The sequence below is a fragment of the Baaleninema simplex PCC 7105 genome (genome assembly GCF_000332355.1).
Lineage (GTDB): Bacteria > Cyanobacteriota > Cyanobacteriia > Cyanobacteriales > Geitlerinemataceae > Baaleninema > Baaleninema simplex.
Genome location: NZ_KB235958.1, coordinates 2,285,409 through 2,310,705 on the forward strand (window position 1 = coordinate 2,285,409; position 25,297 = coordinate 2,310,705).

Sequence of the window (25,297 nt, forward strand, 5' to 3'; positions counted from 1 at the left end):
CCGCCTTTAGGAAGACCTCCTAAAAACCTCAGCCGAGAAGCCAAAAAACAAGCCCAGGAAGATGAGCGCATTCGTAATGCAATCGAGGGGAAATTTGGACAAGCCAAAAGAAGATTCAGCTTAAGTCGTGTTATGGCTAAACTGCCTAATACTTCGGAAACCTCCATCGCTCTGACCTTTTTAGTGATGAACCTGGTGAAGCTGAGCCGGCAGTTTTACTGTCTTTTTTTGTGTCAATTTTTCCCAAACTTCATAATTTTGTCGAGAAATATTATTGTAACTTATAAAGTGGACGAGTTAAGTCAATTCAGATTTATACCTTGAGCAAGACGGCTTCTTGTTCATTTTCCACCCCCAGCTTTTGATAACTTTTTCAGCAAACCCTAATTACGTCTCGATACACGCGAAGGGGTTATCTCGACGCGATTCTACTGCGACGGACACCAGCCATGAGTACGATTTTAATCGTTGAGGACAGTACACCCCAACGGGAAATGATAGCCAACCTCCTGAAAAACCAAGGTATGCAGGTGGTGCAAGCGAAAAGCGGAATAGAAGCGCTGAAATATTTAAAAACTCATCAGCCCGATTTGGTCGTTCTCGATATTATTATGCCCAATCCCAACGGATACGATGTGTGTCGCAAGATGAAAGGACATCCTCGCACGAAACACATTCCCGTCATTATGTGTTCGTGTAAAGGAGAAGAGTTCGATCGCTATTGGGGTATGAAAGTCGGCGCAGATGCCTATATCTCGAAACCGTTTCATCCTAACGAATTAATCGACGCCGTTCGTCAGCTTTTATAATTTAACGGCGATCGCATCGCTCGATTTGCAATCGCTAAAATAAAATCGAACTGTCAAAATATAGCTGAATTTAGATCGTTTGGGAAGGCCAGAAACGAGATATCTCGATCGCGTTCGACAGCTCTAAGACTGAAATATTGCCAAATATCGAGCGACTGAGGATAGTCTCCACTCGATAAAAAAGAGTTAAGCACTCTAGAGCGGCGGAGATTTAAAATTGCGAATTCAACGTTAAATTGGCGATCGCGATCGGGCTACGGTAACGATCGCACGTCGTCACCTCCGAGACTCGAAACGTGCAACCGTCGAGAACGGGCGATCGCACACCCCTCGTCTCAACAAAACCTTAAACTCTGGAAAATTGTAACCACAGATACAGTCTCAGGCGCTCGTTAATTCAATCCTAGATACAAGAGTCAGGCGGAGGAGCGCAGTTTGTGAAGTTAGACGGCTACGATCCCGAAAATTTTTTCGACGAACTTTTTGAAGATGTCGGAAAACCCCGTCCGTTTGCCAAGCGGTCGATCGATTTGATGCAACATCTCGAACCGGGAGAATTGCAGCGATACCAAGAAGCTGCCCAAATCGCCCTATTCAAACTCGGCGTCACCTTCAACGTCTACAGCGACGATCGCGGTATCGAGAAAGTCTTTCCGTTCGATATTATTCCCCGTCTCGTTTCCGCTCGAGATTGGCAATACCTCGAAGGAGGTTTAAAACAGCGAATTGCTGCCCTAAACCTCTTTTTAAACGATATTTATAACGATCGGAAAATCGTTAAAGACGGTATCGTTCCCGAACACATCATCGAGTCAGCTCCCGGTTTCCTCAAACCTTGCGTCGGTCTGCAACCGCCCACGGGGGTCTGGTGTCATATTACCGGAACCGATCTCGTGCGCGATCGCGACGGTCAATGGTACGTTCTCGAAGATAACCTGCGGGTTCCGAGTGGCATTTCCTACGTCTTGGAAAACCGCCGCGTTATGAAAAGTGCGTTTCCCGGCGTGTTTCAAACCCTCGCCGTCCAACCGGTCGATGACTATCCCAGCCACCTTCTCGAAACCCTCCTCGGCTTGGCTCCACCGCAACTGGCCCAGCCTAACGTGGTCGTCCTCACCCCCGGAATTTACAACTCCGCTTACTACGAACATTCGTTCCTCGCCCAACAAATGGGGGTCGAACTCGTCGAAGGACGCGATTTAGTGGTTCTCGACGGTTACTTACAAATGCGAACCACCAAAGGCCCCCGTCGCGTCGATGTCATTTACCGTCGCCTCGACGACAACTTTCTCGACCCAAAAGAATTTCGCCCCGATTCCCTACTTGGGGTTCCCGGCTTGATGGAGGTGTACCGGGCCGGTCGAGTCGCCCTCGCCAACGCCCCCGGAACGGGTGTCGCCGACGATAAAGTGGTGTACGCCTTCGTTCCCGAAATGATTCGCTACTATTTGGACGAAGACCCCATTTTACCCAACGTTCCCACCTATCTCTGTTGGCGAGACAAAGACCGCGAACACGTGTTACAAAACCTCGAAACGCTGGTGGTGAAATCCGCAAACGAAGCGGGGGGTTACGGAATGTTAGTCGGAACCCAATCGACCCCCGAAGAACGAGAGTCGTTCGCCGAAAAAATTCTCGCCAATCCTCGCAACTATATCGCTCAACCGACCATTTGTCTGTCTCGGGTTCCTACGTTAGTTGAAAATAACGAAGTTGCCGGCCGTCATGTGGATTTACGTCCCTACATTCTCCATCGCGGCGATGATATTTACGTTCAACCGGGCGGTTTGACACGGGTTGCGCTCAAAGAAGGATCGTTAGTGGTCAATTCTTCTCAGGGCGGAGGAAGTAAGGATACGTGGGTGTTAGTCGATTCTTGATAATTGAGAGTTTCAGAAAATGGGGGGGGGGTTAAGTGCTGTTTTAAACGGGTCGTGTTTTTTGGCTGTGCTATCTATCGCTAAGGAAATTTGACTTATGCTGAGTCGCGTTGCAGATTCAATTTACTGGCTCAATCGTTATATCGAACGGGCGGAAAATGTCGCTAGGTTTGTCGATGTCAATCTCAATTTAATGTTAGATTTGCCGTCGGGCGTGACGCAACAGTGGCGTCCGCTGGTGATTACCACGGGAGATTTAGCCTTGTTTGAAGAACGCTACGGTGAGGCGACAGCGGACAATGTCATTCATTTTCTGACGTTCGACTTGGACTATCCGAATTCGATTTTATCGTGTTTGCACGCAGCGCGAGAAAACGCGCGATCGATCCGAGAAATTATCTCTTCGGAAATGTGGGAAGAGGTCAACACGTTTTATCATTTAGTGAAAGAGGCATCCGAACAAAACTCTCATAATATTTTTCATAAATTATTTTTTCACGTCAAGTTTGCCAGTCACCGCTTCGCGGGAGTTATGGATGCTACGATGAGTCATAACGAAGGGTGGCATTTCGGACAAATGGGACGGTTGCTCGAACGAGCAGACAAAACCGATCGCATCTTAGACGTGAAGTATTTTATCTTGCTACCGTCGGCGAAATGGGTAGGAAGTCCGCTCGATCGCATTCAATGGATCGCACTTCTCAAGTCTACCAGTGCTTACGAAATGTATCGAAAAGCGCAACATCGCATCGTCCCCTCTGGGGTAGCCGAATTTTTGATTCTCAACCGTGAATTTCCGCGATCGATTAATTTCTGTTTGCAAGAAACCGAACGCTGTCTACATCAAATTACAGGAACCTCAAAAGGTAGTTGGTGCAATAGTGCAGAACGGGCGTTAGGCAAACTTTGCTCGAAGTTGGGCTATACAACGATTGAAGATGTCTTTGAAGTGGGATTACACCAATTTCTCGATCGCCTTCAAAGCGAAATGAACGATGTCGATGCGAAGATTTCAGAAACGTTCTTTAGTAACTATACCATGTCGTCCGAACCTTTAGAGTCTGAAGAGACTCAAACGATGACGCAAGTGATGGTGAGTTGAAGAAAAAGAGACAAAAAATAAGAACATCGAGCTTAGTGGTGCAGAAAAGTCCTGAAACCCTTGTTAGAAAAGAGATCGCCGTATTAAAGGGTTGGCCGCAAAATCCTAGATCGGTAAATGGTTGTCGGAGATCCCCGGCATCTTGGAGATGCCGGGGATCTGGCTCGAGAGACTCAAACGATGACGCAAGTGATGGTGAGTTAAAGTAAAAGAGACAGAAGATAAGAACAGCGAGAGTGGTAAGGGCGATCGAAAAGGTCGCTTTTATATTAAACAAAAAAACAAACAAAAAGCAATTTTAAAAACTGCAAACTATCATTAAATATCGATACAATGACATTTTTTAAAATCCACCACAATACGACCTATCGTTACAACCAACCCGTTTTTTTAAAACCCCATCTCGTGAGATTGCGGCCGCGATGCGATGGCTGGCAGAAACTCCAGCACTATCAACTCGATGTCTCTCCCGATCCCGTCGGACAGTCGCAAATCGTCGATCTAGACGGAAACGCAACCGTTAAACTCTGGTTCGATCGCCCCACAGAAAAATTACAAATTTTCTCCACCGCCGAAGTCGAAACCCTGCAACCGAACCCATTTCTCTATTTACTCGAACCGTGGGCGATGCAGCTTCCTTTCGACTATCCAAGTTCCCTGCGATCGCAACTTTTACCCTACCTAAACCCTGTGGGAATCCTTCCGACAACTGGAGATCCCGTCGCCACCGAACTCGCCGAAGACATCGTTTATCGCGTTCGTGGAAACCCGATCGATTTCCTCCACCAACTCAATCAAGAGATTTATCGTAACTGTCAATATATCGTTCGTCCCGAAGGCGATCCGCGATCGCCCAGCATCACTTGGAAGCAACGGGAGGGTTCCTGTCGCGATTTTGCGGTGTTGTTCGTAGCCGTCTGTCGGGTCGTCGGATTGGCGGCGAGGTTCGTTAGCGGCTACCAGGAGGGCGATCTCGAGGCGAAAGAACGGGATTTACACGCTTGGGTGGAAGTGTACTTGCCCGGTGCGGGGTGGCGCGGTTACGATCCGACTCATGGGTTAACGGTAGCTGACGGACACGTTAGCCTCGCAGCGAGTGTTTATCCGAGTTACGCCGCCCCCGTTGAAGGCGGTGTGGTTCCCGTGACCTCTCCCCTGGCAGGAGAAAAACCGTTACAGTCGGAGATGGACTTTCACATTGCGATCGAGCGGTGAATTGTCCTCATTTTCTTCTGCGGGTCACCTGTGGAGGCGGTGCGTGACGCGGGAAAGCCCATACTGTCGCTTCACACACGCTACCTCACCGGAGTTCGGGATAAGAAATCGCGGAAAGTGCTGATATACTGTTTTTCCTCGATCTAGATTGCATTACCACCCTGTCAATCAATTCAGTTCTTGAAAATATTCACAACAAACTTATCTATTGCGAATTCCAGTAAGGTACAATCTCGTTGCTAATTTTTTGAAGCCTTTACTGGATAAGAGATTTAGCTTTTTGGCTTAACCCAAACTGACGTTCCTTATTACTACTTGAAAATTTTGGGTTGAAACCACTTGATGAATATTTCTGAATCAATCCCTTCTACTTTCGATAAAGAAAAACTTCATGCTCTACGGTTGAGTCATTCATTAATTTTCGATGAGTGTATACCATATTACAACATAATTCAAAATTTTCATTCATCCACCGTAAAATTTTCACTCTACGTTCGTCTTGAATATGATTAGTTAAATTGAACAAAATATAAGCATGATTTGATAATAGATTAAGATAATCCTGGTAATCCTGCATATCCAAGTGATTAGCAGCTGCGCTGAAAATTATACAATTAAATTCACATTTTTTTAGTCGATCGCTATTGTATTGTCCGACCAGATAAGTCTGGTCATAAATATGGGGATTATCTCGCTTTAGTGCTGTAAGTGCTGCCGGTAAAATGTCTATACCAACTAATAACTCAATTTCAATTGAACTTTGTTGTTTTAAATATTTACCCATGAGTCCACTACCACAAGCAACATCTAATATTCGCCATCGATCGATATTCTTGACTTGTGATAATAATGTCTCAAGGGCTGAATAAACATTACATTCTAATTGTTCGACAATTAATTTTTCATATAATTTAGGGTATTGATATAATGTAGTATAGTCCCAAATGTTGATTATTTTTGTTTGTCCGTCTTCAAGTTCCAGTTGAAAAAATTCCTGACCTTGTTGAAATCCGTAGAGTTTTTTGATGTTATACATTGATTTATAATTTTACTCAGGTGCATCTTACCTTTGAAAAAATATCTCTGGGGTAGGTTAAGTTGAGCGAAGCCGAAACCCAACAGCAGCTAAATCGAAAACTCAAGCTTGTATCTGATAAATTTACATTTTTGAGATGTCTCTTTTTAATGACTATAAGTTAATATTATTTTGATTTAAAAATTCGCGATCGTAGATTTTAGATAAATATTTAATTCCACTATCACAAAGTATAGTAACAACGACATCATTTGGAGTAAGTCGCTCGGCAGTAATTTTTGCAGCAAATACATTCAATCCACTGCTTCCACCCACCAATAATCCTTCTTTTTGTAGCAATTCATGACAACAAAGAATTGCGTCTCGATCTGATATTTTTACAACGCGATCGATGATAGAGAAATCCAAGCATTTTGTAGGTTTATATTTTCCCGCACCTTCGATGATATACGACTTGTTTTCGTTGACATAGTAATTATCGTTGTTTTTTTTATAACCGTTATAATAATAATCGTAAATATTGGAATGTAAAGGATCGGCTAAAATTACTTTGATTTTTGGATTTTTTTCTTTGAGAAATTTGGCTGTACCAGTAATACAGCCAAATGTAGAACCAGTCATTACAAAATAGGTGATTTTTCCATTTGTTTGTTTCCATATTTCAGGACCTAGAGTTTTATAATACGTTTCTGGATTATAAGGATTGTTATATTGATCGACTGCAAAGTAACCATTCTCCTCAGCTAATCTTCGAGCATACTCCATATAATTAGAGCGATCGTCTACAACTATTAGCTTTGCCTTTAAAGCACGAATATGGTTTTGCTTTTCAATACTACATTTTTTAGAGGTAACAACAATAATAGAATAACCCTTAATACTCCCTAATAGGGCAAAGCTACATCCTGTATTTCCACTCGAAGCACAAACAATGGTATCCCCTTTTTTTATTTTGCCTGCCATTTGCATGCGATCGAGAATATATTCTGCGATACGATCTTTCATACTACATCCAGGATTTAGGAATTCGCATTTCGCATACAACTTTGCTGAATTTTTGTTCACGAAATTTCCTAAATCAACCAAGGGAGTATTGCCAATAAGTTGACTAAATTTGGTAGGTTTTGTCTCACTCATGTTTTTATCAAAAATGGGTCTTCGGAGTTTGTGGTTATAAATGTATAGCATGATACAAAAAATTGAAGATTCGAGAGCCAAAACCCTTGAAATCTCGTGAAGTTAGTTTTTCTGTCACCCTAAACTCCGAAGAGCCTCAAAAATTTCATTTGTAATAAGCTAATAAATACACAATAGCTTTATTCGTTTAGCTTTGCTTGAGATTTATTCTTGAATTGCAAAATATGAATATTTTTATAAAAAACATTATCAATTATTGCGATCTCCCTTTCATTTTGTTCTCTTTCTGACATTTTTTTTACCATAGGATACAAGAATTTACGAAGCGGCACTTTTTTCATGTATTTCTTAATTCCAGACAAATTAAATTCTTTTTCTGTGGTTTCCAAAAAAGAATCAATCTTTAATAAAGAGGAAATACCCAGTTGAATCGTGATTTTATTTGTTGGCTGTTTTGAGAACCATTGAAAAAAGTTGTTGATAACTTTTTTTCCAGTTTTACCCCCATTTCTAAAAATTTTCTCACTGTCTTCTTTGAAAATATTCATGCTTACCCAATCAGTGGAAAGTTGAGGAGGATTGAACGTAATCAAATCAATAGAGTATTTAGATAGATCGATAGATTCAAATGAGCCTTCAATAAATTCATATTTATTTTTGGGTATGCTCTGTTGCTGAAGATTGTATTTGGTTAACTGAATGCAATTCGGTTGAATATCATTAAAATAGACAAAAGGCATTTGATTCAAAAGGCTGTAAATGCCAATAATACCGCTACCACACCCAATATCTAGCAAACTTTTGTATTGATGAGTATCAATACTTTCACACATTGTTTCACTAAAGGGCGTTTTTGCTGAAATTCCAGTCCGACTTGCTAAGTTTATGTTATCTACTGGATAGACAATTTTTTCAGTCATCACTGAGCAGGATAGGTAAAGTAATTGAAGCAATATAGTGTTTTTGGAAGTCAAGAGTGACGTGCAAAATTATAAAAGCCTTGTTACACATCGATCGAGATGTATCGCATAATTTCGTAAACCGTTATATGCGACTTTATAAAATAGAATTTTAAGTTCTTTCGATCGAACCCTCGCTACTTCCAATCCAATTTTAAGATGAAACTAAGGTATTTTCTATCCGCTTCCAGATTTTCTTAATGAATTTTAATAGAATTAGACTTTTAAGAATCTACTGAACGACTCTCCCATACTTATAAGCGAAAGGAACCTTCATCAATGAAACAGTCTGAATCAACAGTCTGAATCAACAGTCTGAATCATAAGTCACAATTTCGATCGAGTAATTCTAACCCAACAAAATCGAACTTTCTAAAAGTTCACATTATTATCATTCATTAGGTAATTCTATATCTTTTTCACGATCGATTGCGAGTGGCAGAGAAGCTTTCGGCGAACCATCAATGAAACGAATTCCATGTGCTGGCATAGCCAATTCAATCCCGGCTTCCTGGAAACGCTTTTGTAAAAGCTTAAGCAAATCGACGTAAATGCTCCAGTAAGGGCCAGTTTCGCTCCAGGCTTTTAAGCCAACACCAATGCGCCCTTCATAACTGGAACTCCAAGGAAAAATAGTCGGGCCTGGTGTTTCTAGTACTTGAGGATGAGACTTCGCTATTTCAAACCAAATGTCTTGAATTTGGTCAATATCTTGGTCAAAACTAACATAAATATTAAATCCTAATCGTCGCTTGTCTGAATGGGTGTAGTTGATAATATCTCCACCCCAAACCGTATTGTTGGGTAAAGTAATGATATTGCCATTAAAGTCTTTGATTTTGGTGTTGGAGAGTGTAATCGAAACAACATTAGCCCAGTAGCCTGCTATTTTGACTTCATCACCTACGTCAAAGGGCTTGTTGACCATCAGCATTAAGCCACTGGCAAAGTTGCCTAAGTTCGTTTGTAGTGCAAAGGCAAGAACGAAACTCGCGCCACCCACAACGGCAAGGAGTGGCCCCAAGCTGAGACCGAGGGACGTGAGCGCCAAAAGAGTACCAATCACCAAAGTCCCTCGATGGGTCACCATAACCACAAATTCGCGGAACAGAGCAGAGGTTCCCCCAATGTTAGACAGCGTGCGATTGACAATCCTAGATAGAACTTCAGCGGCGATCCAGGAAGCGAGCAAAATACCGATAAACCTTGCTATATTGATAGCCCAACGCAGTCCTCCTTCTTCTGATTGGAGCCAACTGACAAGGCGAACACCCAAGCCTTCTGTATCTTCGAGATCGAGTTCGATGACACTGACTGCTTCAATATACTTCCGGTAAGATGTTGCATCGCCGCCTTTGGCTTCAAGAGCGTCGAGAATAACTTTGAGGCGATCGGTGAGGGCCGTTTGCTCCCCTTGCAATTCTGTAACGTTGGCAACGAGTTGGTTTTTAAGGTCGGCTTCAGCTTCGGCTACTTCTGTAAGGGTTTCATCAACCCCTTCGAGTCTCTCGGCAGCTTCGCCAGCTTCTTCACCCGCATCGGTTTCTTCACCCGCATTGGTTTCTTCACCCGCATCGGTTGTCGCCTGTTCCTGAGTTGGGTCGAGGTCGCTGGCAACTTGCTCGAGTTCTTGTTCGACTTCTTCAGACTCGACTGATGTTTCAGGCTGGGCTTCTTCAGGGGCTAGCCCCGCATCGGTCAGTGCTTCTGCCGCTTGGATCGCCCGAGTCCGTGCTTCTTCGACCTGTTGAGAGACTTCCTGAAATTCAGGCGAGTCGGGAATCGCTCCTTCGAGATCTTCCTTAGCGGACTCGAGATCGACGAGGGCTGCATCCAATCTATCGATCTGTTCGGTCGCAGCATTGTAAGCATCAGAACCGGCCGTCAGATCTTCTCGCTCCTTTCTGGCTTCCTCGAGAATGTTACGAGCTTTGGTAATCTCTTCTTCCTTTTCCGCCTCCTGGACGGCTTCTTTAATGCCTTCGTCCTCTTCTGATTCTTCCTGGGACTCTAAAATTTCCTTAACCTTTTGTTCGGCTTCATTTAAAGCCGCTTTAGCCTCTTCAAACTGCTGGGTGGCAGTTTCATATTCCGGCGTCCCTTCTGTTGCCTCTTCCAAAGCGACTTCTGCTTCGGTGAGTTTAGCTTTGGCGGTTTCAACTGCGGCAGCAGCATCCCGGCTATCTTGAATCGCCTGATTCTCGCGCTTGATCGCCACTTCAACGCTGCTGATTTCCATGACTTTTTCCTTGAGCAGGAAAAACCAGGCTGCCGCTTCAACTTGCAACTCTTCGAGCGTTAAAGGTCGGGCTAGGAGCTTCAACTCGTCGAGGGGAATGGTTAAATTCTGAGTTGTCGAGGCTTTTTCGGGATCGACATCGCCAACAACGGTTGATTCCACGACGACGGGAGCAGCTTCTTGTTCCTCAGCTTCCTGGGCCAAGACTGGTAAACTTGCCAAGGTACTCCCTGAAACCAGGGCTGCTATTAGAACAGCTCGAGAGGAAACGAAAGCAAACTGACCCAACACAAACCTTAACTGGCGCATATTGCACTCCTTCCAAAGCTATACACAAGCCAGCAAACTTCCTTAGAGTCAAGTCAGATTCTAGTAAGTTTCCGAGGCTGGTATAGGGTGACATCTTTTGACATCCTCACCGCCCTGGAAGGCTTGCCCTGAGACAAGTCGAAGGGACGGCGATTCCCAAACCGTTCGGACGCTCGCCGAACGTCCAAAAGCTCAATTCGATTGCTAATGTGAGTCAAACTCACTGATTTGGTTTTCGTTAGTCAGTTTACCCACACCTGTGTAATGTACCATAACTTGAGTTCGGGATAAGAAATCGCTCGCTGAAAGCGCTGATATACTGTTTTTCCTCGATCTAGAGCGCATTGCCGCCCTGTCAATAAATTCAGCTTTTGAAAATATTCACAACAAATTTGTCTATTGCGAATTCCAGCGAGGCACAATTTTGTCGCTAATTTGTCCAAGCTTTCAGTGGATTAAGAGGTTGAGCTTTGGGTCTTCGGAGTTTGTGGTTATAAATGTATAAAATAATACAAAAAATCGAGAATTCGAGAGCCAAAACCCTTGAAATCTCGTGAAGTTAGTTTTTCTGTCACCCTAAACTCCGAAGAGCCTGAGCTTTTTGGCTTAATCCGAACTGACGTTACCTCACCTCACGTCACCTGGCATCGCCCCATCTCCTCACCTCCACCTGGGCGGTTTCGTAAGCCGCCGTCTCGGGAGGAACTAAACGGGCGGTTGCGATCGCCCCGTCGAGATTGCCATTTTCCGCCCGCGTTCGGGCAAGTTTCAAGATTTCCCAACTCCAGACATCGATTTGTTCGCGAACTTGAGGATATCCCGTCGCCGTAGGTGGAACTTGTTTGAGGGTGTCGATCGCCCGCCAGTAGGAAGACGCTTGGGTGGGATCGATCGCCGCTTTTGCCGTTGCGAGGAGTTGGCGAGTGTCGTTAGCGGGGGGTTCGGAAGACATCTCAACCTCCGAAGACTCCTCAACGTCCGATGAATCTGGCGAAAACACGACCCCCACCATCAACAACGCCGGAATTACCGCCAAAGTTAGCATCAGTTGCCACAATGCCGCTAGAGAAGTTTTCGGGTCTTCCGAAGACGTGGGAGGTGCAGCGGGAACCTCTACAACGTCCGATACTTCCCCCTCGGGAAAGAGCGATCGCCCCGGCGATGTCACCACGAAGCGGGGAGTTTGGGGCGGTTGGCGGTGATGTTCGGCCAGTTGGGGCAGCCGTTGGCTGAGGTAGTCTTCGAGTTGGGCGAACGTCCGACAGCGGTGGTGTTGCAGGGCTTCGAGAAGGGCGGCAGTAAACAGTCCCTGGTGGAGATAGCGAGTTTCGCGACTGTGTTGGTGGGGTTGACAGGAAAAGACGACGGAAATCCCCGTGGTTTCGGCAATTTGGGCGATTTCTGAACCGATGTCCTGTCCGGTATGGGGGGCGGTGGGGCGATCGCAGTCGAGAAATACCACCACGCGATCGCTCTTGAAAGGAGAGAGGCGATCGAACAGCAATTTTGCCGAAAGTGCCGTTTCGGACACCTTGTCGGGGTTGCTATCTGCCAGCATGAAGTAATCTCGACCCGCGTGATTGAGGGCGTATCCACTGAAAAACACCCACAGTCCGTCTCCCGGTGGTATCGGTTGGGAAGCCAGGCGATCGAGGAGGCGATCGAGGTTCTCGAGACTGGGGAAGCTGTCAAAGTCTTCTGAATCGGGCGATCGCTGCGTCATCAGCCAAACCCGTTTTTCCGCCGTGACTCCCGCGTCCACCAGGCAATCTCGCAAGGCTTGGGCGTCTTCCGTGGCATACCGCAGCGGTTGGAGAGAGTTGCAGCGATCGACCCCGATCGCCAAACACCAAAGTTCGCCCATGACTGTCGTTCGTCAACTGCTTTTTTAGGGTAATTGGGTTTGAAACCCGTTACAAATCTTCGGGGCGATTGCAGTTGTGCAACATGGCTGCGATGTCCCCTTCAACGGCGATCGCTTCGGTGGGAATTTCCGTCAACCACTGTTGAAACGAACGCCCTCCCCTAGCAGCGAACTCCGCCAACTTTAGAGAACTCTGCTTTCGGTAAAACCCACACAGGGGTTCCCAGCCTTTCTCAGATTTGGGAACGCAGGCGAGAACGGACTCGGGCAAATCCGGCAGGCGATCGATCCAAGTTTGAATCACCCTCGCCTCTAACTGAGGCAAATCGCAGCCCAGCAACCACACCCACTCCTCTGCAATCGGTTCTAACACTTGTAGCAACGCCACTAAAGGACCGTTTCCCGGTTGCGATTCGGGCAAAACCCGACAGGATTCGGGGAGAATCTCGCGATAGCGATCGCCCCACGGCGTCAACAAATATACCGAATCTACACAGTCGGCGGCCACGTCGTACACTCGCCGCAACAGGGGAACGCCATCCCAACAGAGGATCGCTTTATCCTGTCCCATTCGGCGACTTTGTCCCCCTGCTAAAATGACTGCACTAATCGATGGCGAGTTCACGGACAGTTTCCTCCCGTAACCGTTCCAGCATCTCGGCAATTTTGCCGCTTGAAATTTGGGTTTTCGCCGCCTCGATCGCGGCCGACAAATCTTTGGAAACTCCCGTCCGCCAAAGATAAAAGCCGACGTTCCAAATTGCCGATTTCGTCAGTTCCGTATCTTTCCCAGCAATAACCGCTTTCAAATCTCGAATCACCTGTTCTTCAGACTCGAACGGAACGTCTGGTCCGCCGAGTCCGTAATCGCGGGAATGTACGTGTAACCGCTGCCACGAGAGTTCGGGTTCGGGGGTCGAACGATCTCCAGACAGTCCGATAATCGCCGTTCGACTGCGGGGCAAATCGCAACTACCTTCTAAGCCTTTGACGGTGGTAAACAGGTGTTGTCCTCGCAGGGCAAACGTCTCGCGAAACAGGTTTTCCGTGGGGGGATGGACGAATCCCGAGACGATATGCTGGCGGTGGTGGTAGGGACTCCACATCAACTCCATCGTCGCGACAGGCGGACGTTTGCCGATTTGGTCGCGGTATTCTGCCAAGCGACAGGCTTCTGGCAACCAGTGAGGCTGATAGGCGAAGCCGATCCCCGTGGTTTTAAATACTTCGTGAACGCGATCGCGTGATAGTTGCGTCCAATCGACACCCAACCCTTGCCAAACCTCGACCATTGGCATTCCGTACTTCGTCGCCATGCGATCGCCCCCGTGCAGAATTGCCGAAAATCCTGCCGACGCCAGCGATAGGGCAACGATGGGCGTTACCGGTGTCGTGCGCGATCGCCCGTCGTAAGGACAGCCTAACACCGTTACGGGAGATTCCCCCTTCGGCAACGCTGCCGCCATTTTGTCGTAGGTATCGAGAAATCCCGCTAATTCTTCTGGCGTCGGACGTTGCATCCGATGGGCAATGAGAAACGCCCCAATTTGGGCGGGGGTTGCCGTTTCTTTCAGCATCATTTCCAAGGCTGATGCAGCTTCTTCTCGGGTGAGGTGTTTTCCGGTATGGGGACCGCTGCCGATTTTTTTGAGATAGTCCCGAAATGTTTCGCTCATGGGTAAGGCTTCAATTTGAAATTTACTTTGAAATTTACAATATCGATCGCGGCGATCGCACCTTCAATCGTATTTCCATAAATAGGACAAACTGGGTAAAGTTTCCTCGCTAATTCCTTGACTTCGATTCAACCGCCAGGTCAAGGTTTCGTCTTCTAAACTTAACTCCGCTTCGCCCACTTCAAATCCTCGTCCGTCAAAAATTTCGACGGCGATCGCGTCGCTTTTCGGTTCGCCGATAATACTCATTACGCCAGAATAACCGCCCGATTCTATATTTCTTGACCTTAAAATGCCCGACAATTCGTCATTGCTAACGGTTTCGATTGGCTCTTCGGAGTTTAGGGTGACAGAAAAACTAACTTCACGAGATTTCAAGGGTTTTGGCTCTCGAATCTTCAATTTTTTGTATCATGCTATACATTTATAACCACAAACTCCGAAGACCCTTTCGATTTCCAGTTCTAAGATGTGAGAGGCTCGGATATCGCCTTCGCTCGACCAGTTTCCTAAAAAGCGATCGTCTAAAACGATAGAATCAGAATGAGATATTTCAGCCGTTGAATTATTTGAATCTGTCTCTGTTACGTCGTTATTTTTAGATTCTAGATTTCCTTTGGCAAAAATTTCTTGCCACCACCAGGGAGACGTTCCACCGACTAATATCGTAACGATAACAGGTACGACAATCTTATTAAATATGTTGCTTTTTGTGTTGAGTTCTGACATAATAACACCTGAAATTTATCAAGAATATGTTTTTTTTGACTTAATTCAGCGAAATGACAAAAAAATTACTATTTTTTAATGCAGAATTAAGATTGTGCTTAACAACAAGAAGTTTCCTATTTTTTTGAAAGGATCGATCGATTGCCGATCGCGACAACAAATTTTCAAAATGGTGCATTTCACTCACCTTTGTAAAAATGTGAGTCTGGGGTAGGTCGGACTTCGGCAACGCTGCCGTCCATGGACTTCGGCAACGCTGCCGTTCATGGGTGGAGCGATCGCGAAACCCAACAACAACTCAATTCAGTGCAGAGACTTCCGATCTGATAAATTTACATTTTTGAGATGCACCCACGAAGTCGAACCCCAACCGCAGCTAACTCGAGGACTCAAGTTTGCATCCGATCGATTTATATTTTTTGAGATATGCTCAACAAATTTTATCTATTATACTTTGATTTTGTCGATTTGGTTTCTTTTAACAAAGTTTCGACACAATTATCTATCTTATTTTAAATGCGATCGCAGTTTCCAATGAGTTGTAGCAAATTGAAGCACCAGAAACAATCCTGAACTCTTTATCTCTATTCCCGATTTCCTGTTCCCCGTTCCCGATTTCCTGTTCCCTTTTTCCTTTTTACCCAACGTTTATTACACAATCTATTTAGGATTGCTATATGTAATCATATTTTTTAACATTGTCGATTCGACCGATCGCGGGACGAGTTCGCACACGAGATCGTAAAATTGGGCGATAGGCGGAATGGCCAATCGATCCTGAGTCGTCACCACCACCACCTGACGCATCAAACTGGGAAACGAAGGATTGGGTGCGATCGCCCGTACCGTCAGCCCCGGATCGCGTACCGCTTCTAACAAAGCCGATTTCGGCAACAGCGAAATCAAATTTCCCTGTCGGACGATACCGCGAAACGCATCGAGCGTATTGAGTTCTAAAGCCGCTTTAAAGGTCATATTTTGGCGATCGAAGGCATCGCGAACCAGCCGCTGCATTCCATAACCGTCTTTAAAAACAACGTGTTCGTAACGCGCCAGTTCTTCCCAGGGAACCTCATCGTACCGTGCCAACGGATGATCGGCCGCCATTAACACCTCGACGGACTCGTCAAACAACGTCGAAACGACCGTTTCTGACGACGCGGTCAAACGAGAGTCGTTCATCACGATCGCCACGTCCACCAACCCATCTCGCAACACCTTCAACGCGCGATCGCTCCCGAGGGACGTAACGCGTAACTGCACGTTCGGACGTTCGACACAAAACCGCTGCAACACCGGCGGTAAAAACTGAGCGCACACCGAATGAATCGCCGCCACACAAAGCTCTGACTGCTTTCCTTCCGAGAGTTCCGCCAACTGGTTCAGCGCCGATTTCCACTCCCGGCAAATTTTGAGGGCGTGGGGAAAAAAGCGATCGCCCGCGACGGTCAGTTTAGCCTGAGCGCCTCGGTGCAGCAACGGCAACCCGACCTCTGCTTCCAACCCCTGCACCTGCCGACTGATCGTCGATTGGGTGACGTCGCACAACTTCGCGGCTTTCTGAAAACTGCCCGTTTCGGCAACCGCCAAAAACGCTTGTAACTGCTCGAGTCGCATTCAAACTCTCAAAAGGATAAAACCCGGCGATTCTCCAGACCCTAGCGAATTTTCGGGCGATCGACAGTATGGTTCGATACGGCTTGTCTCGAACGATTCGGTTGTCAGCGTAACGCCCCCCGATCGCGCACCATCAAGCACCATCAAAGAGACGACAGCACTCGATAGGCGCGGAGGAAATTTCCGCGCATCAACGCAGCCACACCGTCGAGAACCTGTAGTTCCGATATCGTAGGATCGATCGCCAACGCGAGATCGATAGCCCGTTGCGCCGCCACCGGATGCCAATCGGCCAGGTTGACGATCGCCAAATACGCGTAAGCGTAAGGGTTGTCGCCATCGAGTTCGACCACGCGCTCGAAAGCTGGAATTGCCCGATCGGCCCGTTTCTTCAACACCCACGCCAACCCCACCCCGTACGCCCAATCCGCGCGGTTGGGATACCGTTCGAGGCGAGATTCCAACGCAGCGATCGCGCGATCGAGATACCCTTGCACCGGATCGTATTGATTGATGCGTCCGATTTCGGCAAAAACGCGATCGATCTCCGCCGTTCCCTGGGGTAACGCCGCCGCCAACTCTCGAAACTGCGTAGCCCGATCTAACTCGGGGGCTTCGACGGGAGACGCCGCCGGATCGAGAGAAATCGACAGCGACGGGATCGCGATCGCCTCAGTCGCACCCGTTTCCAAATCCAAATACCGCGCCTCGAGAGCGTACGTTCCCGGCGGTAACGTCGTCGGAGGATACATCGCCGTCCGTTCCGTCACCTGAAACCGACAGCGATGGGGATCGCTCTGACACGCACTGTCGCCGGGGTGCGGTTGCGCCATCAAAAACCCCGACGCGATCGCGCGATCGTGCAACCAAAACGCCGAATTCTCGCGATCGCCAACCTTGCGCCACGTCACCAACACCATACCCTTGGTGAATCTCTCCCAAGATCCCGACCATTGATACGTCACCGGAACCGCAGATCCCGGCGGAATCCGGGGCGGAACCATCACGCTATCGAGGCTGAGGCGTTGCGGTAGCGTCGGCGTTTCCGTGGCGGTAATCGTCACGAAGGGGCTTTGGCGGCGGTAGAGATGCAGCCGTTCGCCGTCGGGAAGGGGAAACTGACGATGACGCGAAAACTCGCCACTGTCTTCGACGAGGGCGACTGTATCGCCATAGGCGTCGGGAACCGAACCGGGATCTCCCGTCTTCGTGACGAACCAAGACAGCGATCGCACATCTTGGGGAACGTCGCGCGATCGCACCCCCACTTGACGCCCGTAAACCTGGAAATTCGCCAACGCCCCGTAATAATTCAAGTTATGCTGGTTCACCGCTGGCGTAGACGGTAACACCCCCAACGTCGTTTGCAAATACGGATCGGTGCGGGTAATCTCTGCGATAACGTCTGTATGGGGAAACGGTTGTCCTCGATAGGCGCGAGTTGTCGCCGGATCGAATTCCGTCGTCGGACGCAGGGACATCACCGCCAACCCCGTCGCAGCGATCGCCGTTCCCCAGCGCACGCGCCATCCCCACCCCGTCAACCCGTAAGCCATCACCGTCGCCAACACGGGAAGATAGGGCAAGCTGTAGCGCCAGTCTTTGTTAATGTTGAACGAACAGAGTAGATAAGCGCCGATGAGGAAGACGGCGAGCCATTTTAGAGAGGGGGAGGGGGAGAGGGGGAGAGGGGGAGATGGGCGGTTTTTTTGAGTCAATAGAAGTTTGACAAGTCCGGCGATCGCGACGGCGAGGAACAGCCAGGAAACTTGTTCGGGGAGGATTTCCAGGTAGTACGTCCAGGCTTTGAGGTGGTTGAGAGGAGGATCGCCTTCTGCGATCGCCGAATCGATGGTGGCGCGTTTGCTAGAGGTGAGAACCAGTAACCAATTGGCGCGATACCACCATCCCCACACCAACGCCGACACGCCGAAACTGACGACGAATTGTAGGAGTTTTTCCCAACGCCGCGAGATCGTGAGTTCTCCGAAAACCCAAAGAATGGGAACAGTTAAAAACAGGACGATCGACTGCTTCAGGAAAATTCCCGCCCCCAACGCCAACCCCCAAAGCACGGCGAACGTCCAACTGTGGGGGCGATCGTCGTCTGCATTGCGCCAAAGCGTGAGAGTGAAAAACGCCAACGTCGTCACGGCGGCGAGGGGATAGTCGAGGAGAAAGTCCAGGCGAACGGCGATAAGCCCCGGAAACAGCAAACACAACACCGCCGCCCACACCCCGACGCGGTGCGAAAACAAATAGCGTCCCAAGCCGTAAACGCTGACGAGGAGAATTCCGCTAAAAAAGAGGTTAACGAGCGTCGTGCGATCGAATCCAGTACCGAAGGCGTGATGGATGGGAACCGTCGAGATGTAGGTCAGCGGCGGAATCTTCGAGGACAATAACCACAGTTGCGTCCACCACTCAGATGACCACCAGTCCGGCGTTTGAAACGCTCTCCAGTAATTGAGGGTTCCCGTGAGATAATCGGCGCGATCCCAATCGGGAACTCGGCGATCGAACATAAACCAGAGGCGATCGATCGTGGCGGCGATCGCCCAAAGCCCCAACAATTGCACGGCTGGCTGGCAGCGAAACCCTTCTAAGAGAGTGTCCCCCATCGATTTCAGGCGATCGCGCGTAAATTTTTGCATCCTTGCCTCAATTTTGTCTGTGTGCGCCTCGAGTATCTTGGTATGGTGAAGCCAGTGGTTTATAGCAGATTCGATGAAACACGCTCTGATAGCTCGACTGACGCAAGCTCTCGCAGTTCCGGCGATCGCAATGACGCTCCAGACGATCGCAACTCCCGTTCGAGCGCAAAATAACCTCTACAACCCCTCGTTACTCCCACCCAGCGGTGAGATAAACGGAACCCTATCCGAAGCAGACATTCCGACCGGACAAGGCGGTTTCGCCCACGATTATCTCGTGCAGTTAGAAGAAGGCGATCAAATCACGATAGACGTTCTCTCCGATAGCTTCGATACCATTGTGTCGCTCATGACCCCTGACGGCTTGACCATCGCCGAAAACGACGACGGCCCTGACGGAACGACTAATTCTCTCCTGTTCGCTCGCATTACGCAATCAGGAACCTACATCGTGCGCGTTCGAGCGTTTGGTGCCGTCGGTTCGGGGCCGTTTGACTTAAAAGTGACCCGCCTGCGTCCGATTTAGAGGGGGAGAGGGGGGAGAGGGGGGAGAGGGGGGAGAAAGGGAGAGGGGGAGAAAGGGAGAGGGGGAGAAAGGGAGAGGGGGAGAGGGGGAGAAACAGTTATCTGTTTGCTGTCTTCACTGGTGACTGGTGACTGGTGACTGGTGACTGTTCCCCGTTCCCTGTTCCCCGTTCCCCGTTCCCTGTTCCCCGTTCCCCGTTCCCTGTTCCCCGTTCCCCGTTCCCTGTTCCCCGTTCCCCGTTCCCTGTTCCCCGTTCCCTATTGTCGATCGCTCAATTGAATGCGGGGATCGACGGTTTTTAGGAGTAAATCGGCGAACAAGTTTCCGACGATCAACATCACCGCACCCATCATCAAACTGGCCATCACCACGTAAAGATCCTGGGAACGAACCGCTTCTAAGACCAAACGTCCCAATCCCGGCCAGTTAAAGAAATATTCGGCGATAAACGCGCCGCTGAGTAAGTTGGCGAACTCGAATCCCAACAGCGTAATTAACGGGTTGACGGCGTTGCGGAGGGCGTGAACGTAAACGACCTTATTTTCTGGAAGTCCCTTGGCTCGGGCGGTGCGAATGTAATCTTGACGCAGTACGTCGAGGAGTTGTCCGCGCATCAATCGCTGCAACCCGGCGAAACTGGTAATGCTCAAAGCTACCGTCGGGAGAAAGGCGTGCCATGCTATGTCTAAGGCTTTACCGAGCGGCGAGAGATCCTCGTAAAACACGCTCGTCATATTTCCCACGGGAAAGAGCGGCGTGAGGTTTTGCGCGAGAATCAGCAGTAACAAGGCGGTGATGAAACTGGGGAAGCCTTGTCCGGCGTAACTGAGCGATCGCAAGACGCGATCGAACGTGGTATTTTGGCGAACCGCCGCCACGATCCCCAACGGAATCGCGATCGCCCACGTCAACAGTAACGAGGCGATCGACAACAGCAGCGTGTTCGCCACCCGCTCCCCGATCAGCGTCGCGACGTCTTTTTGATACATGAAACTCCGCCCGAAATTCCCCTGCGTGACGATTTGCGTCAACCAGTTCCAATATTGAACGATCGCGGGTTCGTCCAACCCGAACTGTTCCTTGAGTTGGGCGAGGAGTTCTGGCGAAATCGTGGGATCGCGACTGAGAACGTCTAAATAGTCCCCCGGTGCCAGTTGAACCACGGCGAAACACAACGCCGACGCTAACACCAGCGTAAAAGCAGCTTGTCCGAGGCGCTTGACGGTATACATTAGCGTCTCGTTCGCCATCAGTTGCGCCGTCGCGTTGGCAAGCTGAACGAGAATCGTACGAGGCGTCGGCTTGTTCGTCGAAGTCATCGTGAGTAAAAAGTGCTGGCTGAATGTCGAACGATCGACGGCGGAGGTCGAGTCTTTTAATATTCCACTAGGGTAACAACCGGAACGTCGGGAAGTTTACTGCGTCCGCCGAGATCGCGCAGTTCTACCACGAACGCAAATCCAACGAGTTCGCCTCCAGCCCGTTCGACGAGGTTCGCTGTGGCTTGGGCGGTTCCTCCCGTGGCGATCAGATCGTCGATGACCAAAACTCGCGATCCCGGAGAAAAGGCGTCACAGTGCATTTCCAGGCGATCGGTACCGTATTCGAGATCGTACTCGGCCGAGTAAGTTCGAGCGGGCAGTTTGCCGGGTTTGCGAACGGGAACGAATCCCGCGCCGAGGTGGTGCGCCACCGGAACGCCAAACATGAAGCCCCGCGATTCCATTCCCAGCACTACGTCCGGTTGAAAGGGATGACATTTTTCGACCAACCGCTCGAGGGTTGCGGCTAAACCCTTCGGATGCGCTAAAAGGGTCGTGATATCTCGAAATAGAATGCCGGGTTTGGGAAAATCGGGAATGTCGCGAATCAGCGATTTGAGATCCATGGCGGTACGAGTAAGATGGATGCTTAACGGTTTGCGAACGGCGATCGGGGGATGTCCGAGCATCGCCCCACAAAATCCTATCAGGAAAATTATGGCAGTCCGCAGGTCAGGGAACGGGGAATGGGGAATGTATACGATCGAATCGGGAACGACGCTCGATCGCACTCTCGTCAGAGTTAAATGCGATCGCCCGAAATTGCCGAAACCGATCTTACGCACCGTAAACTGAAAGTATCTCAATCCTGTTACCCGATACGAGTAGACTGTTGTGAGCGCAATGCTATCGAATCCGCCCCAAACTCAGACTTCTAAATCTCAAACTACAGTGATGTTAGACCGCTTGCCCGATATGCCCGTCACCCACCACGGCTGTTCGCGGCGTACGCGCGTTCAATTGGATTTAGCGTTGTTGGCGATCGAGGCGTTGAACCTCAACGGCTCTCAGGATATCCTCGCCCTCGCCAAACAGTTAGAACTCGACGGGATTTTGCCCAACCGCGTTACCCTCTGGCGCGTTCGCAATACCAATCCCCTGCGTCGCGCCCACCGCCGTCGCCCGATGTCGTTAACTGAAGCGAAGGCGTTAACTGCGATCGTTTGTTATATGGCGCGTCGGATGACGTTAGCTTTGCGTCAGTTGTTAAAGGAATACCAACAGCTCGTACAGCAGCAGCTTCCCCTCGAAAAAAGTCCGCAACTGGCGTTTTATCTCGAGCGGTTTCGCGCTCACTTTCGCAGCCGGATGAATCCGCGACGGTCTGCAATTTTGGTGTACAGTACGGACGAGAAACTCAACGAGTTGGCGATCGCGCTGCTCGAACAATTGTTGTTTTGTACGGGAACGGCGGGAATGCAGCGGTTTTGGGTGAGTCTGTTTGACGGGGAAGTTTAAAGAGTTCGACTAAAATCGAAAGTCTCGAGGACTAGATCCGTACCCCGTCTGATGGGAGAGCTGAGTTCGTCGCAAGTGTCTCGACGCTTCACTCTCCCCTCTTCCCCGAACAACGGCGGTCGGCTCGTAAGGTTAAGGAAACAGTGGAATGGTTGTAAGGCGAAAGTATAGCTTGCCCGAATGTACGCTGATCGTTGAAGGGATCGGCGATCCTCAAGGCGCAGACGAGCGATCGACGCGCCCTCTGTTGTCGGTGTTAGTCAGCGCCGAATGTCATTTAGTCGGCAAACCCCACGCTCTGACGGGCGATCGCGCGTTTTTAGAAGCGTTTGCCGCAACGGTCGATCGCTACGCGCGAGGCATGATGAGCGGATTGTCAGTCAGTTCGCCGCCGGATTCCCCCGTGACGGTCGAACCCGTTTCGGAAAACGACCGAGCCAATGCCTCCCTCCACCGGTTGAGCGTTCGCCAACCCGACGCAGCCGAACCGCTTCGCCTCGACTTGACGACGCTACAACTGTTCGACTTAGTCGAAGCCCTCGATCAGATGTTAGCCGACCGGCGCACCTTGCCCGACTGGGCGATCGAGTTTCAGCCGAGAACGCGCCGCGAAGCCCACAACGAAGAACCGATTCAAAAACGCGCCGCGCCCTTCGCCTTGGGTGCTTCGGGTCTCGTTATCGCCGCCTTAGCCCTGTTTTCCCTCCCAGTTCCCGAAGTCGAACGCCCCCGCGAACCCCTCCCCGACGCCTCGGAAGACACCTCAGAACTGACAACGACACCCAACGGCGATCCTCCCACCGCCACACCTCCCGACGCGGCCGAAAACGCGGCTGAAAATACCAGTGCGGCCGTTCCCGAGTTAGACGAAGCTCTCGAAACGGTTCCTGAAATTACCGATCCCGATCGCCTGTTGGCCTTGCGCTACAACCTCTATCAAGACCTCGATCGCAACTGGACGACCGAACCGACGTTCGATCGCGACTTGGTGTATCGCGTCACAGTCGGCATTGACGGCGCGATTTTAGGCTACCGACCAGAAAACAGTCCCGCACGGGATTACGCGGACGAAACCCCGTTACAAGAGCTAGTCTACGTTCCCGTTGAAGGCGGAACCGCCCAGGCGGAATCCCTAGCAGAGTTTAAAGTCGTTTTCACAGAAAACGGTGTCTTGCAAGTCAGTCCTTGGGACGGCTACCCCTCGACGCCTAACGACCCCCCTACCATCGACGATATCGCCACCCTCGAAAACCTGTTATTCGAGGTGCGGGACGACCTTTACGACGAGTGGACGACCGAACCTCGGTTCGATCGCGATCTCGAATACCGCCTCGCCGTCACTGAAGACGGAGCGATCGCCCGTTACGAACCTCTCTCGAGCGCTGCCTCGCTCTATTTTCCCGAACTGCCGATCGAACCACTGTACGATCCCGCTTCCAGCATCGTCCTCAAAGATGGAAAAGTCAATCTCGCGCCCCTGGCCGAGTTCCGCGTCGTCTTTACCCCCAGAGGAACTCTCGAAATTAGTCCCTGGGACGGGTATTAGTTCAGTGAACAGTGAGCAGTGAACAGTGGAGACAGTTGACAGTTTCTCCCCCTCTCCCTTTCTCCCCCTCTTCCCCTCTCCCCCTCTCCCCCTCTTCCCCTCTCCCCCTCTTCCCCTCTCCCCCTCTCCCTTCTCCCTGGCTCCGAAAGCTCCTTCTCTAAAGCCCTAAGCTTGTGAGCAACTCCAACTCTCAACCCAACCCTCCCGAGAAAAAAGAAAGCCGTCGCTCCCGTCGCCGCCGCCAACGACAGCAAGAACGCCCGGCCGGGCCGATTCGCGTTCTCGTCACGGTGTTGTTTCGACTCGTCGTCCTGGGAATTTGTCTCGGACTGGGAACGGTCGGTGGCGCTCTTATAGCATATTTTTATCCAAAAGTCAACCCGTCTCGCCCTTTTATCGAACAGTGGAGAGTCAAACTTCTCGAGGAAGGAGTTCCAGCGGTCGAACCCTCCGAACCGGCGGCTGAAGGGGATGCCTCGTTACCCGAGTTAACGGACGAACAGCGATCGCTCTTGCGAGACGAGTTCGCGCAACTGAAAACTGAACTCGAAGCACTTCAAACCCAAGCCAGCCAACTCGACAGCGAAAACCTCACTGCCGATCGGCGACAAGCCCAACAAGCACAAATCTCGCGACAAGTCACCGCCATCGAAACCCGCATCGACCAACTCGATAGCCTACTTCTCGGCGAAACCCCAGGTGAATCCCCTATCGCCCTTCCGGGGATGCCCCTACGCTTGACCCTGCCGAGCGATATCTTGTTTACCGACAGCGGTACTGTCCTCGATCCCACCAGTCGCAGCATTCTCGATAGCTTCGCCGACGAACTCGAAAGTCTCCCCAACGCGAACGTTTACATTTCTGCCTATAGCGACGACAGCGAGTCCGACGCGATCGATCGCACCTTCGAGCAGGCCAAACAAATCGAGCAATACTTTATGGAAATCCTCGACGGCGACGACTACCACTGGGTCAGTTCGGGTTACGGAGGCAGCCAGTTCGCCGCTCCAAACGACACCGCCGCCAACCGACAGCGCAACCGACGTATCGAGATTCGCGTCAAACCCCGTTGATTGAGAAAGGGAGAGGGGGAGAAAGGGAGAGGGGCAGAAAGGGAGAGGGGGAGAAAGGGAGAGGGGGAGAAAGGGAGAGGGGGAGAAAGGGAGAGGGGGAGAAAGGGAGAGGGGGAGAAAGGGAGAGGGGGAGAAAGGGAGAGGGG

23 protein-coding genes are annotated in these 25,297 nt (G+C 49.8%); 10 read left to right on the forward strand and 13 right to left on the reverse strand.

The features are described 5' to 3' along the window. From GEI7105_RS30220 to GEI7105_RS0112225, 5 genes are all read left to right on the forward strand, one after another. The coding region (locus GEI7105_RS30220) for a transposase (protein ID WP_017660738.1) at window positions 1-324 on the forward strand (324 nt) is incomplete at its 5' end. A 125-nt stretch (window positions 325-449) separates the two neighbouring features. Next, complete coding sequence (locus GEI7105_RS0112200; RefSeq protein WP_017660739.1) at window positions 450-809, forward strand: response regulator transcription factor; 360 nt, start codon at window positions 450-452, stop codon at window positions 807-809. Between the two features lie 437 nt (window positions 810-1,246). Next, window positions 1,247-2,689 carry a circularly permuted type 2 ATP-grasp protein gene (locus GEI7105_RS0112210; protein ID WP_017660741.1) on the forward strand — a complete coding sequence of 481 codons (1,443 nt, stop codon included), beginning with the start codon at window positions 1,247-1,249 and terminating at the stop codon, window positions 2,687-2,689. A 97-nt stretch (window positions 2,690-2,786) separates the two neighbouring features. After that, window positions 2,787-3,791, forward strand: coding sequence for an alpha-E domain-containing protein (locus tag GEI7105_RS0112215; protein WP_017660742.1), 1,005 nt, complete (start codon window positions 2,787-2,789; stop codon window positions 3,789-3,791). 333 nt (window positions 3,792-4,124) lie between these two features. Continuing rightward, window positions 4,125-5,006 carry a transglutaminase family protein gene (locus GEI7105_RS0112225; protein ID WP_017660743.1) on the forward strand — a complete coding sequence of 294 codons (882 nt, stop codon included), beginning with the start codon at window positions 4,125-4,127 and terminating at the stop codon, window positions 5,004-5,006. A 367-nt stretch (window positions 5,007-5,373) separates the two neighbouring features. On the opposite strand, the gene GEI7105_RS0112230 is transcribed toward GEI7105_RS0112225, so the two are convergent. From GEI7105_RS0112230 to GEI7105_RS0112280, 11 genes are all read right to left on the reverse strand, one after another. Then, a complete protein-coding gene (locus tag GEI7105_RS0112230; RefSeq protein ID WP_017660744.1) occupies window positions 5,374-6,042 on the reverse strand; it encodes a methyltransferase domain-containing protein in 669 nt (222 codons plus the stop codon). Window positions 6,043-6,195: 153 nt separating this feature from the next. Beyond that, the gene (locus GEI7105_RS0112235) at window positions 6,196-7,179 is read right to left on the reverse strand and encodes a PLP-dependent cysteine synthase family protein (protein ID WP_035493001.1); all 984 of its coding nucleotides are present in this window, start codon (window positions 7,177-7,179) and stop codon (window positions 6,196-6,198) included. 179 nt (window positions 7,180-7,358) lie between these two features. Then, window positions 7,359-8,099 (reverse strand): methyltransferase, encoded by a 741-nt coding sequence (locus tag GEI7105_RS0112240; protein WP_083862368.1) that lies wholly within the window; start codon window positions 8,097-8,099, stop codon window positions 7,359-7,361. Between the two features lie 430 nt (window positions 8,100-8,529). Then, on the reverse strand, window positions 8,530-10,599 hold the full coding sequence (locus tag GEI7105_RS0112245) for a mechanosensitive ion channel domain-containing protein (protein ID WP_202804399.1): 2,070 nt from the start codon (window positions 10,597-10,599) through the stop codon (window positions 8,530-8,532). 724 nt (window positions 10,600-11,323) lie between these two features. Next, entirely contained in the window at window positions 11,324-12,550 is a 1,227-nt protein-coding gene (locus GEI7105_RS0112250; protein WP_017660748.1) for a caspase family protein, read from the reverse strand. A gap of 49 nt (window positions 12,551-12,599) precedes the next feature. Next, window positions 12,600-13,175: a molybdenum cofactor guanylyltransferase gene (locus tag GEI7105_RS0112255; protein WP_017660749.1), complete on the reverse strand. Its 576-nt coding sequence runs from the start codon at window positions 13,173-13,175 to the stop codon at window positions 12,600-12,602. Beyond that, on the reverse strand, window positions 13,156-14,226 hold the full coding sequence (locus GEI7105_RS0112260) for an anthranilate phosphoribosyltransferase family protein (RefSeq protein WP_017660750.1): 1,071 nt from the start codon (window positions 14,224-14,226) through the stop codon (window positions 13,156-13,158). The genes GEI7105_RS0112255 and GEI7105_RS0112260 overlap by 20 nt, the downstream gene beginning before the upstream one ends. 63 nt (window positions 14,227-14,289) lie before the next feature. Beyond that, entirely contained in the window at window positions 14,290-14,604 is a 315-nt protein-coding gene (locus tag GEI7105_RS37190; RefSeq protein ID WP_144053777.1) for a hypothetical protein, read from the reverse strand. A 33-nt stretch (window positions 14,605-14,637) separates the two neighbouring features. Continuing rightward, on the reverse strand, window positions 14,638-14,955 hold the full coding sequence (locus GEI7105_RS37195) for a hypothetical protein (protein ID WP_144053778.1): 318 nt from the start codon (window positions 14,953-14,955) through the stop codon (window positions 14,638-14,640). A 660-nt stretch (window positions 14,956-15,615) separates the two neighbouring features. Beyond that, window positions 15,616-16,572, reverse strand: a complete 957-nt coding sequence (locus tag GEI7105_RS0112275) for a LysR family transcriptional regulator (RefSeq protein WP_017660753.1) — start codon at window positions 16,570-16,572, stop codon at window positions 15,616-15,618. Window positions 16,573-16,715: 143 nt separating this feature from the next. Beyond that, on the reverse strand, window positions 16,716-19,226 hold the full coding sequence (locus GEI7105_RS0112280) for a phospholipid carrier-dependent glycosyltransferase (RefSeq protein WP_017660754.1): 2,511 nt from the start codon (window positions 19,224-19,226) through the stop codon (window positions 16,716-16,718). A gap of 73 nt (window positions 19,227-19,299) precedes the next feature. On the opposite strand from GEI7105_RS0112280, the gene GEI7105_RS0112285 reads away from it, so the two are divergent. Next, window positions 19,300-19,752 carry a PPC domain-containing protein gene (locus GEI7105_RS0112285; protein WP_051044141.1) on the forward strand — a complete coding sequence of 151 codons (453 nt, stop codon included), beginning with the start codon at window positions 19,300-19,302 and terminating at the stop codon, window positions 19,750-19,752. A 141-nt stretch (window positions 19,753-19,893) separates the two neighbouring features. Next, entirely contained in the window at window positions 19,894-20,031 is a 138-nt protein-coding gene (locus tag GEI7105_RS39030) for a hypothetical protein (protein WP_192816687.1), read from the forward strand. On the opposite strand, the gene GEI7105_RS0112290 is transcribed toward GEI7105_RS39030, so the two are convergent. Together GEI7105_RS0112290 and GEI7105_RS0112295 are read right to left on the reverse strand one after the other, a co-directional pair. Further along, window positions 20,010-21,002 carry an ABC transporter permease gene (locus tag GEI7105_RS0112290; RefSeq protein WP_035493004.1) on the reverse strand — a complete coding sequence of 331 codons (993 nt, stop codon included), beginning with the start codon at window positions 21,000-21,002 and terminating at the stop codon, window positions 20,010-20,012. The two genes, GEI7105_RS39030 and GEI7105_RS0112290, sit on opposite strands and share 22 nt — an antisense overlap. 125 nt (window positions 21,003-21,127) lie before the next feature. Continuing rightward, a complete protein-coding gene (locus GEI7105_RS0112295; RefSeq protein ID WP_026097615.1) occupies window positions 21,128-21,640 on the reverse strand; it encodes an adenine phosphoribosyltransferase in 513 nt (170 codons plus the stop codon). Between the two features lie 328 nt (window positions 21,641-21,968). On the opposite strand from GEI7105_RS0112295, the gene GEI7105_RS0112300 reads away from it, so the two are divergent. From GEI7105_RS0112300 to GEI7105_RS0112310, 3 genes are all read left to right on the forward strand, one after another. After that, window positions 21,969-22,532 carry a DUF3038 domain-containing protein gene (locus GEI7105_RS0112300; RefSeq protein ID WP_017660758.1) on the forward strand — a complete coding sequence of 188 codons (564 nt, stop codon included), beginning with the start codon at window positions 21,969-21,971 and terminating at the stop codon, window positions 22,530-22,532. A 148-nt stretch (window positions 22,533-22,680) separates the two neighbouring features. Next, window positions 22,681-24,078, forward strand: a complete 1,398-nt coding sequence (locus GEI7105_RS0112305; protein WP_026097617.1) for a DUF4335 domain-containing protein — start codon at window positions 22,681-22,683, stop codon at window positions 24,076-24,078. A gap of 173 nt (window positions 24,079-24,251) precedes the next feature. Further along, a complete protein-coding gene (locus GEI7105_RS0112310; RefSeq protein WP_017660760.1) occupies window positions 24,252-25,151 on the forward strand; it encodes an OmpA family protein in 900 nt (299 codons plus the stop codon). The last annotated feature ends 146 nt before the right edge of the window (window positions 25,152-25,297 follow it).